The 14,419-nt window shown below is 54.9% G+C and carries 14 protein-coding genes; 6 read left to right on the forward strand and 8 right to left on the reverse strand.

All coding sequences use genetic code 11. The annotated features are described in order from the left end of the window. Positions 1–241 precede the first annotated feature (241 nt). Positions 242–643, forward strand: a complete 402-nt coding sequence (locus HNQ92_RS21675) for a T9SS type A sorting domain-containing protein (protein WP_184177276.1) — start codon at positions 242–244, stop codon at positions 641–643. An 86-nt stretch (positions 644–729) separates the two neighbouring features. On the opposite strand, the gene HNQ92_RS21680 is transcribed toward HNQ92_RS21675, so the two are convergent. The 6 genes from HNQ92_RS21680 to HNQ92_RS21705 form a co-directional block, all read right to left on the reverse strand. Next, on the reverse strand, positions 730–1,464 hold the full coding sequence (locus HNQ92_RS21680) for a (Fe-S)-binding protein (RefSeq protein WP_184177278.1): 735 nt from the start codon (positions 1,462–1,464) through the stop codon (positions 730–732). Between the two features lie 43 nt (positions 1,465–1,507). Further along, positions 1,508–2,290 carry an endonuclease/exonuclease/phosphatase family protein gene (locus tag HNQ92_RS21685; protein ID WP_246440610.1) on the reverse strand — a complete coding sequence of 261 codons (783 nt, stop codon included), beginning with the start codon at positions 2,288–2,290 and terminating at the stop codon, positions 1,508–1,510. 27 nt (positions 2,291–2,317) lie between these two features. Beyond that, positions 2,318–2,659, reverse strand: coding sequence for an L-rhamnose mutarotase (locus tag HNQ92_RS21690; protein ID WP_184177280.1), 342 nt, complete (start codon positions 2,657–2,659; stop codon positions 2,318–2,320). Between the two features lie 9 nt (positions 2,660–2,668). Beyond that, positions 2,669–4,033, reverse strand: a complete 1,365-nt coding sequence (gene fucP / locus HNQ92_RS21695) for an L-fucose:H+ symporter permease (RefSeq protein ID WP_184177282.1) — start codon at positions 4,031–4,033, stop codon at positions 2,669–2,671. Between the two features lie 95 nt (positions 4,034–4,128). Beyond that, complete coding sequence (locus HNQ92_RS21700) at positions 4,129–4,896, reverse strand: L-fucose dehydrogenase (protein WP_184177284.1); 768 nt, start codon at positions 4,894–4,896, stop codon at positions 4,129–4,131. Between the two features lie 102 nt (positions 4,897–4,998). Then, positions 4,999–5,832 (reverse strand): amidohydrolase family protein, encoded by an 834-nt coding sequence (locus HNQ92_RS21705; RefSeq protein WP_184177286.1) that lies wholly within the window; start codon positions 5,830–5,832, stop codon positions 4,999–5,001. A 141-nt stretch (positions 5,833–5,973) separates the two neighbouring features. On the opposite strand from HNQ92_RS21705, the gene HNQ92_RS21710 reads away from it, so the two are divergent. The 3 genes from HNQ92_RS21710 (at position 5,974) to HNQ92_RS21720 (ending at position 9,310) form a co-directional block, all read left to right on the forward strand. Further along, positions 5,974–7,404 carry an MBOAT family O-acyltransferase gene (locus tag HNQ92_RS21710; protein WP_184177288.1) on the forward strand — a complete coding sequence of 477 codons (1,431 nt, stop codon included), beginning with the start codon at positions 5,974–5,976 and terminating at the stop codon, positions 7,402–7,404. 46 nt (positions 7,405–7,450) lie between these two features. Beyond that, positions 7,451–8,329 (forward strand): hypothetical protein, encoded by an 879-nt coding sequence (locus HNQ92_RS21715; protein WP_184177290.1) that lies wholly within the window; start codon positions 7,451–7,453, stop codon positions 8,327–8,329. Between the two features lie 564 nt (positions 8,330–8,893). Further along, positions 8,894–9,310, forward strand: a complete 417-nt coding sequence (locus HNQ92_RS21720) for a lipocalin family protein (RefSeq protein ID WP_184177292.1) — start codon at positions 8,894–8,896, stop codon at positions 9,308–9,310. Between the two features lie 99 nt (positions 9,311–9,409). Here the strand turns inward: HNQ92_RS21720 and HNQ92_RS21725 are convergent, their stop codons facing one another. Next, positions 9,410–10,267, reverse strand: coding sequence for a fumarylacetoacetate hydrolase family protein (locus HNQ92_RS21725; protein WP_184177294.1), 858 nt, complete (start codon positions 10,265–10,267; stop codon positions 9,410–9,412). A 79-nt stretch (positions 10,268–10,346) separates the two neighbouring features. Continuing rightward, positions 10,347–11,120 carry an SDR family NAD(P)-dependent oxidoreductase gene (locus HNQ92_RS21730; RefSeq protein ID WP_184177296.1) on the reverse strand — a complete coding sequence of 258 codons (774 nt, stop codon included), beginning with the start codon at positions 11,118–11,120 and terminating at the stop codon, positions 10,347–10,349. A gap of 215 nt (positions 11,121–11,335) precedes the next feature. On the opposite strand from HNQ92_RS21730, the gene HNQ92_RS21735 reads away from it, so the two are divergent. After that, on the forward strand, positions 11,336–12,526 hold the full coding sequence (locus tag HNQ92_RS21735; RefSeq protein ID WP_184177298.1) for a PQQ-dependent sugar dehydrogenase: 1,191 nt from the start codon (positions 11,336–11,338) through the stop codon (positions 12,524–12,526). Between the two features lie 109 nt (positions 12,527–12,635). Next, positions 12,636–14,267, forward strand: coding sequence for an adenine deaminase (gene ade / locus HNQ92_RS21740; protein ID WP_184177300.1), 1,632 nt, complete (start codon positions 12,636–12,638; stop codon positions 14,265–14,267). The last annotated feature ends 152 nt before the right edge of the window (positions 14,268–14,419 follow it).

The raw sequence follows: 14,419 nt of genomic DNA on the forward strand, positions 1-14,419 counted from the left end.
TTTCTTCACAAATAGGTAATGGTACTTTTTGAACAATCTTCATGGACTTGTTAACAATCATTGAATTATTCAAAGGTTGCCATTTGTTTTATAAACAACTTGTTAACAAAACAACATTTGGGTATTTTTCTGTATTGCAATATGTTATACCTTTGAATCGCAAAGTTTTTCAAACGAGAGTCCTGAGTCTGAAAATTGGTTCTATGTAACTTTTTTTAGAAACTCTTAAATTTAAACTCACATGAAAACAAAAAACATTCTTACTCTAGCCGCGCTGATGAGCGCCCTGACCACCGGCCTTGCTTTGGAAGCAACGGCGCAGGTGTCGTCCGAAACATCCGCAGAGAGCCCGGTAGCCAAGGCCACCTCCGACCTGCACGTGTTGCAGATGAAGCCCATGCAATTCCGAGTATCATATACAAATCCCAAAACAAACAGATTGTCCGTTCGAATTGTTGATGCGGAGCAGCGCGTGTTGTTTTCGGAAAATAAAAATGTGTCGACCAACTACCTCAAATACTTCGACCTCTCGCCCCTTCTGGATGGTACCTATACCTTCGAGATCACGGACGGTAACGAGAAGTACAGCCAGTCGTTTGACATCATGACGCAAACGCGTCGCATCGTAGCAGCCAAAAACTAACGACCGACGCCTTGCTTCTCAGATTCTGATCTCCGTGAAACTTTGTATAGGGAAGGTACCTACGAGGCTAGGTACCTTCCCTTTTTTTAGGCCTGGTTCAGGATTTCGGCGATGTGCTTCACCTGTACGGTTGAATGCTTTCGTTTGAGGATTCCTTCCAGGTGCATGAGGCAACTCATGTCGGCGGCGGTAATGTACTCCGCCCCGTGCTGCTCGTGGTCGGCTACGCGATCCTTGCCCATTTTTACGGACACGGCCTCCTCGCTCACGCAGAAAGTACCCCCGAAGCCACAGCATTCGTCGGGCCGGGCCAGCGGTACCAGCTCCAGGCCTTCTACCTGATCCAGCAGCTGGCGGGGCTTGGAAAAGAAAGGGGCGTTCAGCTCCGACATCTGGGAGAGGTGCAGCCCCCGCTGCCCGTGGCAGCTCTGGTGCAGCCCCACCCGGTGCGGGAAGCGGGCCTTGAGATTGGTGACTTTCAGTACATCGGTCAGGAATTCCACCAGCTCGTACACCCGCACCCGCAGCTGGTCAGACGCTTCTTCCCGGCCTTCTACGTGCAGATGATCCCGCAGGTGCAGCACGCAACTACCCGACGGCGAAACGATGTACTCGTAGTCCGAAAAACCATTCAGAAAAAGGGTATTGCAGGAGTCGGCCAGGTGCTCAAAGCCCGAGTTGGCCATGGGCTGTCCGCAGCAGGTCTGGTTGAGGGGGTATTCCACTTCACAGCCCAGCTTCTCGAGCAACTCCAGTGTAGCCACTCCTACCTGAGGGTAGAATTGGTCTACGTAGCAAGGGATAAATAGTCCTACTTTCAAAGCTAAAATCAGTATAGCAGCGCTAAAATGTATTATTAAAAAACTACCACACTTCGATGGTGGCCATGATCGGGAAATGATCCGACGCCTGCGGGTAGTTTCGTATTACTTTATAATTTTTTATCTGCACACGTTTGTTTTCTAAAACCATAATATAGTCCAGCCGGTCGCCGGAAATCCCTTCCGTCCAGGTGGGTAGCAACGAGCCCTTGGCGGCGTCCTGCCACTTCGTCTGGAAGGAAAAATAGGGCTGCTCGTTGGGCCGGGCCCCCATGTCCATGGCCAGAAAAACCGGCTGCACGCTCTCGCCCAGCGCCCGGTTGATAAAGGCCGCCTGCAAGGCCCGGTCGAACACGGAGGCGTACTCCAGCCGCGCGTTGCAAAACCGAAAGGTAAACCAGCGCGAGTACCGGATCAGCCCGCACAAAAGTACCCTGGGGTCGGCCCCCGGCGAGTGCGGAAGACTCAGCTTCTGGGTCTTTTCAAACGGCCAGCGCGACAGAATACCAATACCCTGACTGGCGGCGTCTTGTCCGTCGGCCGCTCCGTAGGCGTAGTACATGCCCGTTTGGGCAGCTAGCTGCCGGAGCTGAAAACGGACCCGGTCTTCGTTACCCACGCTGTCGATGGCCTGCAGAGCCACCAGGTGCGGCTCGTTTTCCTGAATGACCCGCAATACCGTGCGCAGGTTAGACGCGCCCTGGTCGTCTTCCCCGTGCTGGATATTGAAACTAAGTATCCGGATCTCGACCGCGCGCCGAGGCTGAGAGGCCGTAATCACGACCAAACAAACCCCCAGTACGAAGAGCACAAGTACCTTTTTCAAAAGTAGCGGGTTACGGTTGGGACACTGTCATTTACTCTCCTGCAAATCAAATATTTTTTTCATAAGTACCCATTTTTCGCCCGGCTGAGCCATTGGAAGCGCCTGCTGGTACTTCCACATCAGGCCCTCCCACTCCTGCACGGTGGGGTTGGCGGCGTCCATTTGGGCCTTCAGTTCAAAGCTAAAATCATCCTGCGTGTCCATGATCATGAACAGCCGGTTGCCGAGCCGGTAGATCTCCATTTGGAGAATACCCGAACCGGTGATACTAGCGGCAATGTCGGGCCAGATGGCCTGGTGGTGCGCCTCGTATTCGGCCATCATCGCGGGGTCATCGACCAGGTCTAGGGCTAAGCAGTAGCGTTTCATAGGCGGTAGCTAGGCTTGAATACGGTACCCGCGCGCGGCGTAGTAGGCCACGTACGCAAAACACACCATAGGTACGATGAGCGCAAAAGCCGGGCCGGACTTGAACAAAGCCCCGGCGATCAGCGGCATGAACGCCCCGCCCACAATGGCCATGATCACCAGCGACGAAGCCAGCTTCGACTCCGCTCCCAGGCCTTTGGTAGCCAGGGCAAAAATCGTCGGGAACATGATGGACTGGCAGAAGTACGTAAGGCTCAGGCAGATCACCGCCGTGAGGCCGCCCGTCGCCATCCCGATCAGGACCAGCACCGTGGCACTGACGGCGTACCAGGTAAGTACCTGGCTGGACGAGAAGCGCGTCATGAGTGAGGTACCTATGAAGCGCCCCAACATGAAAAGTACTAGCGCGAACGACGCGTGGAAGCCGGCGATTTGGGTGGAGCTCAGGGCTTCGCTGCTGGTACCGGTGATGGAGTTGATCAGGTTCATATAGCCTTCGGCCAGCGCCCAGTGCATTTCGCGGGCAAAGTCCAGCTTGAAGTCCACAAAGTACCCCCACAGCACGGTTTGCGCACCTACGTTGAGAAACTGCGCCAAAATACCCAACCGCAGGTGGCGATGCCGGAAAAGCGACAAGATGGAAATATTTTTCTCGGACGCCCCCACTTCATCAACTACCTCGGGCTCGGGCATGCGCGTCAGCGCAAAAAGGACCGCCACAAAAAGGACCAACGCCCCGATAAACAGGTACGGTCCCTGGACGGAAAGGGCCTCCTGCACGCGGATCTGATCCGCTTCGGCCGCGGGCAGGGCCGCCAGCATTTCGGGCGTATATTCGGTTTGAGAAAAAATAAACAGTGCCCCAATGATGGGCCCCAGAATGATGCTGATGCCGTTGAACGACTGCGAGAAGTTAATCCGCCACTCGGCTTTTTCGGGGTCACCGAGCACGGTTACGTACAGGTTGGCGGCGGTTTCCAGAAAAGCCAGCCCGCTGGCGATCATGAAAAGCGCAAACAGGAAGAAGCCGTATACCCGCACCGAAGCCGCCGGATAAAACAGAAAAGCGCCGCCTGCGTAGAGGAGCAGCCCCAGCAGAATGCCTTTCTTGTACCCGTACCGACGCATAAAGTACCCCGCGGGCAGCGCAAAGAAAAAGTACCCCATGTAAAAGGCCAGATCCACCACGCCCGCCTGAAAGCGGTTCAGGTCCAGGGCAATCTGGAACTGCTTGATGAGCGAGCCGTTGAGGGAGTTGGCCAGTCCCCACAGAAAAAACAGGCTCGTGACCAGGATGAGCGGTAGTAAGTAGCTGCGCCCCGAGCCCGGTGCATTTTTGAGGGATGCCTTCGCCGAAGAGGGTATTTGTGCCATAGAGGGTAAATGTAAGAATAGAATGGTAAAAAAAGGAATAAAGGGTTACTTCTGAATTTTTAACGCGCCCCAGGTACCTGGGCACCGCCCAAAAACTAGAGGGAGCGGTCGAGGTGGGTATAGCCGCCGTCCACAAACAGCCACTGGCCCGTGGTATGGGAGGCGCGGGCCGAAAGTAGAAAAATGACCGTATCGGCAATTTCCTGCGGGGTGGTCATGCGTCTTTGCAGGGGTACCCGTCCTTCAATGAGTTGCTGCTGCGCGGCAGGGTCGGGAAAGGTCTTGAGCCAGTTTTCGTACATGGGCGTCATGACTTCTGCCGGAATTACGGCGTTGACCCGGATATTATAAGGAAGCAGCTCCACCGCCCACTCGCGGGTGAGCGACAAAATCCCCCCCTTGGCCGCGACGTAGCCCGAAGTACCTCCCTGCCCCGTCAGGGCGGTTTTGGAAGCAATGTTCACAATGGCCCCTTGGGTACTTTTGAGCTCGGGAGCAATAAAGTGCGTGAGGTTGTAGTAGTGGTAAAGGTTTCTTTCCAGCGACTTCTGAAACGCGACCGGATTGCCCTCCAGCAGCCCGACGCCGTCGTTGGTGCCGGCGTTATTGACGAGCCCGTCGATGCGCCCGAATTTCTTCAGCACCGTGTTGACGGCCTTGTGGCAAAAGTCCAGGTCCATGAGGTCAAAGGAGAGGTGGTAGCCGGAGGGTAGTTCGCTCACCAAAGTCCAGGCGGCGTCTTCGTCCAGGTCAAAAACAACCGGGATGGCACCTTCCGCCGCCAAACCGCGCACAATGGCTGCCCCGATTCCCTTGGCTCCGCCCGTAACAATAATTACTTTTTCGTTTAGTTTTAAGTCCATTAATTCTTTTATAAATAGGCTATGGGAAGAATGATGCAAGGTACCTGATTCGGATCAAAAACTGCGCCGAAAGTACCCCTACTTTCAGGATTGGGGCAATTTTTAGTCATTCAATTGGTAAAAGCGTACGGCATTGTCGCCGTAGATTTTCCGGCGCTCTCCCTCAGAAAAGGCCGCGAGGTAGTCGTCCAGGATCGCCTTGATTTCGGGATAGGAAGCCGCCACCAGGCATACCGGCCAGTCCGACCCGAACATAAGCCGATCCGTACCAAAGGCCTCCACGACCACGTCCAGGTAGGGCCGGAAATCGGCGGCTTTCCAGCGGTTCCAGTCGGCCTCGGTCACCAGGCCGGAGAGCTTGCAATGGACCTGAGGGTACTTGGCCAGGTACTTTATGCCTTGGGCCCAGGCTTCGAGGTCGCCGGTTTTGATGTAAGGCTTCGCGATGTGATCCAGAACCAAAGGAAGGTGCTCGGGGAGCTGGCCCACAAAGTACCCCGCGGCTTCGAGCTGGCTGGGGTAGATCAGGATGTCGTACGTAAAATCAAAAGCCGCCAGCTGCTGCACGCCCCGGATAAAATCGTCGCGCCGCAGGAAGTCGTCCGGCTCGGCCTGCACCACGTGGCGAAAACCCTTGAGTTTTTCAAATTGGGAATAAAAACTGAGCCGGTCGTATAGGTTGTCGGCCCGCAGATCCACCCAGCCTACCACGCCTTTCACGAAGTCGTGGGCCTCGGCCAGCTGCACTAAAAAGTCCGTTTCTTGCTCGGATTGGTCGGCCTGAACGGCCACGCAGCCGTCTATGCCGCTGGCTTTCAGCACCGGCAGGAGGTCCTGGGGCAGGAAATCGCGCTGAATAGCCTGCATCTCGGGGGTGATCCAGGCGTCGCGCACGGGATCGTACACCCAGAAATGCTGGTGGGCATCTATTATCATTGTATTTTTGCTGATACGTTAGGAGTTTCTACTTTTGGGGTCATTCGTCGGGTCATGGAAAGTCGCCTGGGGAGCGAATATCGGCAAAGTATTTAATCCATAAACCAGAAACACCTCCTTTTCTAACCACTCTTGTAGGATATGTTATTCAATAGTCTCGAATTTGTCGCTTTGGTCCTGGTGACTTTGGCTCTTTATTACCTTCCTTTTTTTCGTTTCCTACAAGTCCAGCTCCTGATTGCCGCCAGTCTGTTTTTTTACGGCTACACCAACCCCAAACTCCTGTTGCTGTTTATTATATCGGTGATTATCAACGTCACTACCAGCTACCTGGTGGTACACGGGCAGGAGCGCCGCCGGAAGCTCTACGCTACCGTGGGTGTGGTGATCAATTTACTTATACTGGCTTTTTTCAAGTACAGCCCCCTCTTTGGCCGTACTTTTTTTCCGGAGGGCAACAGCGTGGGCGAGTTTCTGGCCTACATTCCGTTGCCCATCGGGATTTCGTTTTTTACGTTTGAGGGGATCAGCCTGGTGGTGGATGCCTACCGGGGCCGCAACATCCCCGAGTACCGCAGCCTGGTGGCCAAGTCGGTTTTTACCCACGCCCGTAATACCACCTTTTTTGTGGCGTTCTTCCCGCACCTGGTGGCGGGGCCCATCCTGAAAGCCCACGATTTCATTCCCCAGATCAAGGAAAAGTACCTTCGGCAGATCGACTGGACTTACTGCTACAAGGCGCTCGTGACGGGGTACTTTCTGAAGATGGTCATCGCCGACCAGCTCAACCACCACACCTTCTGGATCCAGTACCCCTACTTCGAGAGCCACTCGTCGTTTGTGCTCATCGTGCTGCTCTTTGGGTACTCCATCCAGATCTTCGCCGACTTCGCGGGCTACTCGCTCATTGCCATCGGCGTGGCGGGGCTTTTTGGGTACCGGCTCATGCAAAACTTCAACTTCCCCTACATCTCCAGCTCGTTTTCGGAGTTTTGGCGGCGCTGGCATATTTCGCTTTCTACGTTCCTGAAAGAGTACCTGTACATTCCGCTGGGTGGCAACCGCAAGGGCCAGGGCCGTACCTACTTCAACCTCATGGTCACGATGATCCTGGGCGGGCTCTGGCACGGGGCGGCCTGGAGCTACGCCGTGTGGGGTACTTTTCACGGGGTAGCGCTGGCGCTGGAGCGCTTCTGGAACGATCGCTTTCCGACGGCGGGGCAGCCGTCGCTTTTCCGACGCATCGTGTCGGGCGTGGTGGTGTTCAGCTTCGTGACGCTGGCCTGGCTGCTGTTCAAGCTTACGGATTTTGCGCACGTCATCAAGTACCTCCAGGCCATCACCCGCAACGTCAGTATGCCCTCCTACATGGCCATTGTGGTGTACGTGGCGCTGTATTCCACGCCCGTGGTGTTGTACCATTTCTACTACCTCTACAAGGCCAACCGCAGCAACAGTGGTCGTGGCGATGCCATCATCGTGCGCAGCGAGCCGTACCTCTATGCCCTGATGCTCTTTTTTATCTTGACCAACAGCGGTATCGGTACCGACTTCATTTACTTCCAGTTTTAGGTACTTTTCCGCCAAACATATAGCCGCTTTTACGTACTTTTTTATCATGCTAAAAAAATCCTTGCTTACGGCGCTGGTCTTACTGGTAGGTTACGAACTGCTGATGCGGCGGGTCGATGCCTGGTGGTCGACGGGCCAGAACGCGCCCCAAAGTAGTGTGGTGCGGGCGCACGACTTCATCTACGCCACCGAGCCCTACGACAACATCATGGTGGGTTCCTCCATCGGCAACCGCATCACGTCCAAGGTACCTAAGGACAGCCTGCCGCCCAGTTTTTATAATTTGTCGTTCGGTGGGCAATCCATTTTCGACGGGATGCTGATCCTGCAAAACATGGGGTACCGGCCCAAGCGCCTTTTCGTAGAAATGAACGTGCTGATGCGCAACGAAGACAAAGACCTGCAGGCGTCGCTGTTTTCGCCGGTGATGTACCCCCTCAAGCGGGTACTTTACTCATTGCGCGAACGCAACCAACCCATGGGTGTGCTGGCTCGCCTGCCGCTGGCCCTGGACGGCAACCCGGACCTGCGCCCGGCCCCACCCGTGACGGGCCTCGAACGCGCCGAAGAGAGCTACCAGGCCATGCGCGACATCCAGGTGACCAACCAGAGCAACCCGCTGCCCGACTACGCCATCGACGACCAGATCGAGAAACTGAAAGGCTTTGCGGACTACTTTCGGAAGCAAGGTACCCAGGTGATTTTCTTTGAAGTACCCGTAGACCCCGCCCTCTGCAACGTGGCCCAGCCCGTGCAGCTACGCACCAAGATCAAGGCGGCTTTGGAGCCGCTGGGGTACCCTATAATCGAAATGCCGCCCTGCGACGACTACTTCACGACCGACGGTACGCACCTCGAAAAAATCAGCGTGTACAAGTACCTGAGGTACTTTCAGTCAGAGCTGAAACGGCAGGGGATTATGTGAAAAGCCTGTGCTTAAAGCTAGCACAGATTAGAAGATTTTTTGCCCTAATTAGGAAACGGATGAAGTGCCGTGGGCACGCAATGTTTATAGCTGAAAAGTCCACCAACATCCGGCCGCGTGGCCTTGGGTACTTGGGCTACCGGTATTCTTGCGTACCAAAAGGCACGCCAGATTCATCTACAATAAAAGAACTCTCTATAAACATTAGACCGCTACGCGGCCAAGAAGCGCATCATTCGTGCAAAGTAATGTGAGTGTGTGAGTAAACGCGTAAAGTACCTTCAATTCCACGGGAAGATACTTTAACAAAAAAGCGGTTAAGAGCCTCCCCTACCCGCTTTTGGCGTACTTTTTCTTCAAGGTACCTTCTCGGTCTTCGGCCACTTGCCACTGCTTACCCAGATCTCCAAGGCCCTCTTTTTGCCAAATTCCTGGTTTTCGTGGATTGTGTACCTCCGCAAAGCCCCCGAATTTTGCCCCAGACAAAAACGCGAACGAAGCTGCTACCTCGGCTGTACCCGGACGCGTGTTAGTCTTTTTTTCATCAACAAAACTGAAACGATCATGAAAACGTACCGCTTAGTATTGTTCTTGACCATCCTGGGACTTTCTTTTTCCTGTAAAGACAAGGATTCTGTACAACCCGAGCAAGACCCTTTGGTGGGTGTCTGGAAGCTAAGAGCCTTGCAGGCTGGGGGCCAAACCGCCGACGTCACCGAGCTGGCTTGCTACCGTGATACGCGGTTTGAGATAACCGAAAATAATCTTCTCCTGACGGTCTCGGTTCCCGCACAACAGGGTAGTAGCAACTGCCAGCAGCAGTCACAGTCGGCTACGTGGGAAAAAACGGATGGGAAGTACTACATGATCAGCGACGGACAGCGCCAGGATTCGGGCATTCAATTGAATGACAACAACCAAACCCTACAGCTACCCGTTACGGTAAATGGTGAGCAGATGCTGCTCGTTTTTAGAAAGTAAATCATATACACACACGTTAAATACAGTCTGTCTAGAAAGGAGATTTCCTTCTAGACAGACGCTTTATACGGTAGGTAGTTGCTGCGAATTAAAGTACCTCTAAGGCTTCCAGGCTTCGGCTACTTGTCGCTGTTCGCCCAGGCCTTCGATACCCAGCTCTACCACGTCGCCGGGCTTGAGGTACACGGGCGGCTTCAGGCCCAGACCTACACCTGCGGGGGTACCCGTCGAGATCACGTCGCCGGGCAGCAGAGTCATGAATTGGCTCAGGTAGCTCACGATCTTCGGAATGTAGAAAATCATGTCGGACGTATTGGAGTCCTGGAGCGTCTGGCCGTTGATCGACAGCCACAGGCGCAGGTTGTGCGGATCGGGTACTTCGTCTTTGGTAGCCAGGTAGGGACCGAGCGGCGCGAAGGTATCGTTGCTCTTGCCTTTGACCCACTGTCCGCTGCGCTCCAGCTGAAACTCCCGCTCCGAGTAGTCGTTGTGCAGGGCGTAGCCCGCCACGTAGTCCAGGGCTTCGGCCTCGGTGATGTAGCTGGCCCGGCGGCCTATCACCACCGCCAGCTCCACTTCCCAGTCGGTTTTAACCGAATTGCGCGGGATAATCACGCGATCATTGGGTCCGCAAAGTGCCGTGGTCGATTTGAAGAAAATTACCGGCTCCTTGGGCGGCTCCGCGCCCGACTCCGCGGCGTGCTTGGCGTAGTTGAGCCCAATGCAGATGATCTTGGAAGGCCGCGCCACGCAGGAGCCCAGCCGCACGCCCTCTTCCACCACGGGGCTGGCGTCGGCGTTGGTGGTGAGCCAGTCGGCCAGGCGATTAAGGCCATCGGTGGCGAAGAATTTTTCGTTGTAGTCTTCACCGAAGGCCGACACGTCGATCATGGTACCATCGGGGAGCAAAACGCCCGGTTTTTCTTGTTCGTAAGCGCCGAAGCGAATCAGTTTCATGCGGGATTCAGGTTTGGTATTGGAAATAAAAAATGGCTCTGGTAAAAGGTACTTGCCGAGACGCTAAACGACCCCTGGATTAATTGTTCAATTTCTCAAAACCGCCGTCGATGAGGTAGTCGCAGCCGGTGATGAAGGCCGCTTCGTCTGAGCACAGGTACAGCGCCAGGCCGGCAATTTCGTCGGGCTTGGCCATGCGCCCGATGGGCTGGGTTTTGGAAAGTTTCTCAAACATCTCTTTTTCCTGGCCGGGGTAGTTTTTGGCCAGGAAGCCATCCACAAAGGGCGTATGCACCCGCGCGGGCGAGATGCTGTTGCACCGGATGCCCTCGGCGAGGTAGTCTTTGGCCACCGAGAGCGTCATGGTGTATACCGCTCCCTTGCTGGTGGAGTACGCAAAGCGGTCCGGAATACCGACGGTAGCGGCAATGGAAACCATGTTCAGGATTACGCCGCCGCCCGCCGCCAGAAAGTGCGGAATGGTAGCGTACAGGCAGTTGTACACGCCTTTGATGTTGACGTTCACGATGCGGTCAAAGTCGGCTTCGGGCGTGGTGTGGGCTTTGCCCACGTGGGCGATGCCCGCGTTATTGACCAAAATATGAAATGGCTGCCGCGCGGCGATTTCGTTGATGGCCCCAAGTACCACCGCTTGCTGAGCAATATCCACCGCGTGGGCCTCGGCCTGTCCGCCCTCGGCCCGGATTTCGTCGACGGCCCGCTGGGCTTGCTCCACGTTGAGCTCCAGGATATGGACGTAGGCTCCCTGCCGGGCAAACATCCGGGAAATGGCCAGTCCGATGCCGCTGGCGCCCCCCGTGACCAGGGCTACTTTATGATCTAAGCGAAACATATTTTTTGGGGTTGGAATAGAACACACACTACTGCGGCGTAAAGATAGGAGGCGCTCGGCATAATGCCGCAAACTAGCGCCTAATACCGGGTTTTAATCTGAGGTGGAAGTAGTGCCCCGGCGAGCCTGGATTGCCCCAAAGTACCTGATTTCATTTTGCTTCACGATAACAAATAGCGTCATTGCCGGGTTTACCACAAAAAAGATCCTTAGCTATGAACACGCATCAACAAACCTATAAAAAGATTTTTCTGGGCTTATTCTTACTGGTAGGTTGCAGCTCCTCCGACCAGGACATGACTCCCCCAGACGAGGAAGTGGCCTACCAGACCGAAGAAGCCTTTCCGGGCTTGTCGTTCAGCGCCCCGGTTGATCTGACGACCGCAGGCGACGGAAGCCCGCGCCTTTTTGTGGTGGAGCAGGCCGGTACCATTAAAGTCTTTGATCCCATGGCAGGTACCCCTTCGGCCAGTACTTTTCTCGACATCCGGTCAAAAGTGACCGACGGCGGTGAGCGCGGATTGCTGGGCCTGGCCTTTCATCCTAACTTTTCGTCCAACGGGTACTTTTACGTCAACTATACGGGGCGTAGCCCGCTGGTATCAATCATAGCGCGCTATACGGCCAATCTCGCCACCCCCAACCAGGCCGATCCGGCCAGCGAGCTAGTGCTGCTGACCTTCAGCCAGCCCTACTCCAACCACAACGGCGGCGGAATGAAATTTGGTAAGGACGGGTACCTTTATATCTCAACCGGTGACGGCGGTAGCGGCGGCGACCCGCAAAATAACGCGCAAAATCGCGCCAATTTGTTGGGTAAGATCCTTCGCCTGGACGTCAACGGGACCGATAAAGGCAACTACGGCATTCCTACGGATAACCCTTTCCGGGGCAATCAGGACGGCCACCGCGAGGAAATCTACGCCTACGGCCTGCGCAATCCCTGGCGCATTAGCTTCGACCCCGAAACGGATCAGCTCTGGACGGGAGATGTAGGACAAAATAGCCGGGAGGAAATCGACATCATTACCAAAGGCGGCAACTACGGCTGGCGCCTCAAGGAAGGAAAGGACTGCTACAACCCCGCCAGCAACTGCGACCAGAACGGCCTGGTGGGGCCCGTGTATGACTACTCGCAAGCGGATGGCGACAAATCCATCACGGGTGGCTTTGTGTACCGCGGCACGGCCCTCCCGGCGCTGGTAGGTAAGTACATTTACGGCGACTACGTCAGCGGGCGTGTTTGGGCGCTGGAGGTCAATAACGGCCAGGCGGGTACCAACCGGCTGCTGGTCAGTAACGCCGGACGTATCTCAGCCTTTGGGGTTGACGCCCAGCAGGAGCTTTATTTCTGCGAATACGGCGGCGGAAAAATCATGCGGCTCAAAACCCAGCAAGTACCTTGAGGGCATTCATAATCTGGTAGAGGGGTATTGGATAATCTGAACCGTTTTCGGTACTTTGAAAGGTTGTTCGCTTAGTCATTCTTTTTTGCTCCGCCCCCCTACCTGATGTATGCGCGCTAATTTCCTAAACCTCTTTGATCAGTCCATTCAGGAAGCTACCCTGCGGGTCGAGAATGGCCGCATTGCGGCCCTCAGCCCGGTGGGCAAAGCCAACCCTACCCTGCCCTACGTACTGCCGGGCTTCGTCGACGCCCACGTGCACATCGAGAGCTCCATGCTCACGCCCGTGCAGTTTGCGCGGTTGGCGGTGGTACATGGTACCGTCTCGACCGTCTCGGACCCGCACGAAATCGCGAACGTACTGGGCGTAGCGGGTGTAGAGTACATGATTGAGGACGGACAAAGGGTACCTTTCAAGTTTTGCTTCGGTGCCCCCTCGTGCGTACCCGCCACGACCTTCGAAACCGCCGGAGCTACGTTGGGGCCCAAGGAAGTACGCCGCCTGCTGGCCCTGAAAGAGATAGGGTATCTGGCCGAGGTCATGAATTTTCCGGGGGTACTTCAGGAAGACCCGGACCTGATGGCCAAGGTCCGGCTGGCGCAGGCATTTAACAAGCCCATCGACGGCCACGCGCCCGGCCTGCGGGGAGCCGACGCCCACCGCTACGCCGAGCACGCCATCAGTACCGACCACGAGTGCTTTACCTACGACGAAGCCCGCGAGAAGATAGAATACGGTATGCACATCCTGATCCGGGAAGGCAGCGCGGCCCGCAATTTTGAAGCGCTCATTCCGCTGCTGGACGAATTTCCGGAGCGGATCATGTTCTGCTCAGACGACAAGCATCCCGATAGCTTGGTACAAGGCCACATCAACCTACTCGTCAAGCGCGCTTTGGCCCAAGGCCACGACCTGTGGAAGGTACTTCGGGCGGCCTGCCTCAATCCGGTGCTGCACTACCGCTTGCCGGTCGGGATGCTGCGCGAAGGCGATCCCGCCGACTTTATCGTGGTAGATAATCTATCCGATTTCACCATTCTTGAAACATACCTCAACGGAGAAAAAGTAGCCCAAAATGGCCGCTCTCTCCTACCCAACCTCCGCAGCGAGCACCCCAACTACTTTGAGTGCCTGCCCAAGGTACCTACCGACTTCGCTTGCCCGGCTCCGGCAGGTACCTCGCAGCTCCGCCTCATGGAAGCTCTCGAAGGCCAGCTTATCACCAATGCCCTGCTCGAGCCCTACACAGCCAACAGCCAGGGTTTTATCGTGGCTGATCCGGCTCGCGACATCCTCAAAATTGCGGTAGTAAACAGGTACCTGGATGCGCCGCCCCAAATCGCTTTTATCCGAAACTTTGGCCTAAAAGAAGGCGCTATCGCTTCTTCGGTAGCGCACGATTCACACAACATCATCGTGGTGGGCTGTGACGATGACAGCCTCTGCGAAGCCGTCAATTTGATCATTGGAGCCAGGGGCGGAGTAGCGGCCGTCGGAGCGGATCAACGGCTTTTATTGCCCTTACCCATCGCGGGCTTGATGAGCGACCAGGATGGTTATGCCCTGGCTGAACACTACACAAAGTTGGATCTTTTTGCCAAAGAACAGCTGCGATCTTCCCTTCAATCACCCTTCATGACGCTCTCTTTCATGGCCCTTCTGGTGATTCCCTCCCTCAAAATCAGCGACAAAGGGCTATTTGATGGTAACCAGTTTGTATTTATTCCGATTGCAGAATAAATACTATCAAATTGAACAAATTGAAGAATATACGGGTAGGACTTATAAATTTTTACTTAATAATATTTTTTTTTAATGTTTTTTTATGAATATATTTACAAGTGTATTAATGACCCTTATTCTTCCTATTCCTAACCTTTACTGTTTTAATC

Source organism: Rhabdobacter roseus (assembly GCF_014202275.1).
Lineage (GTDB): Bacteria > Bacteroidota > Bacteroidia > Cytophagales > Spirosomataceae > Rhabdobacter > Rhabdobacter roseus.

Excerpts from the sequence above, each read along its gene's own strand:
- HNQ92_RS21675 (WP_184177276.1), top strand. The coding sequence starts at position 242 with ATGAAAACAAAAAACATTCTTACTCTAGCCGCGCTGATGAGCGCCCTG.
- fucP (WP_184177282.1), bottom strand. The coding sequence starts at position 4,033 with ATGGCACAAATACCCTCTTCGGCGAAGGCATCCCTCAAAAATGCACCG.
- HNQ92_RS21720 (WP_184177292.1), top strand. The coding sequence starts at position 8,894 with ATGAAAACGTACCGCTTAGTATTGTTCTTGACCATCCTGGGACTTTCT.
- HNQ92_RS21725 (WP_184177294.1), bottom strand. The coding sequence starts at position 10,267 with ATGAAACTGATTCGCTTCGGCGCTTACGAACAAGAAAAACCGGGCGTT.
- HNQ92_RS21700 (WP_184177284.1), bottom strand. The coding sequence starts at position 4,896 with ATGGACTTAAAACTAAACGAAAAAGTAATTATTGTTACGGGCGGAGCC.
- HNQ92_RS21705 (WP_184177286.1), bottom strand. The coding sequence starts at position 5,832 with ATGATAATAGATGCCCACCAGCATTTCTGGGTGTACGATCCCGTGCGC.
- HNQ92_RS21690 (WP_184177280.1), bottom strand. The coding sequence starts at position 2,659 with ATGAAACGCTACTGCTTAGCCCTAGACCTGGTCGATGACCCCGCGATG.
- HNQ92_RS21715 (WP_184177290.1), top strand. The coding sequence starts at position 7,451 with ATGCTAAAAAAATCCTTGCTTACGGCGCTGGTCTTACTGGTAGGTTAC.
- HNQ92_RS21735 (WP_184177298.1), top strand. The coding sequence starts at position 11,336 with ATGAACACGCATCAACAAACCTATAAAAAGATTTTTCTGGGCTTATTC.
- ade (WP_184177300.1), top strand. The coding sequence starts at position 12,636 with ATGCGCGCTAATTTCCTAAACCTCTTTGATCAGTCCATTCAGGAAGCT.
- HNQ92_RS21730 (WP_184177296.1), bottom strand. The coding sequence starts at position 11,120 with ATGTTTCGCTTAGATCATAAAGTAGCCCTGGTCACGGGGGGCGCCAGC.
- HNQ92_RS21710 (WP_184177288.1), top strand. The coding sequence starts at position 5,974 with ATGTTATTCAATAGTCTCGAATTTGTCGCTTTGGTCCTGGTGACTTTG.